Genomic DNA, 241 nt, shown 5'->3' with positions numbered 1-241 from the left:
CTGGCGGCCGTGGGGCTTTCGGCCTGGGCGTCCCACGCGGCGCCGCTGCGGCTGGAGCCGCAGCGCTTGGCGATGCGGGCGAGCGGGTTGCAGCAGCAGGGCTGGCATGCGCTGGCCTTGCTCGCGGTGGGGCACTGGGCGGAGCGGCGCGGCGGGGTGCTGCCGCAACTGGCCGGAGCGGCCTTCGCCGTCGGGATGCTGCTGTTCTGCGGCGGGGTCTATGCGGTGGCGAGCGGTGGCG

1 protein-coding gene is annotated in these 241 nt (G+C 76.8%); it reads left to right on the top strand.

The genetic code is table 11. From position 1 onward, the window contains the following. The coding region (locus AC0IW9_RS31790; RefSeq protein WP_471652266.1) for a DUF423 domain-containing protein at window positions 1-241 on the top strand (241 nt) is incomplete at both ends.

It is taken from the genome of Belnapia sp. AC561 (assembly GCF_979252845.1).
The sequence above is the reverse complement of the archived record's forward strand: the minus strand, read 5'-3'. Positions and strand labels throughout refer to the sequence as shown.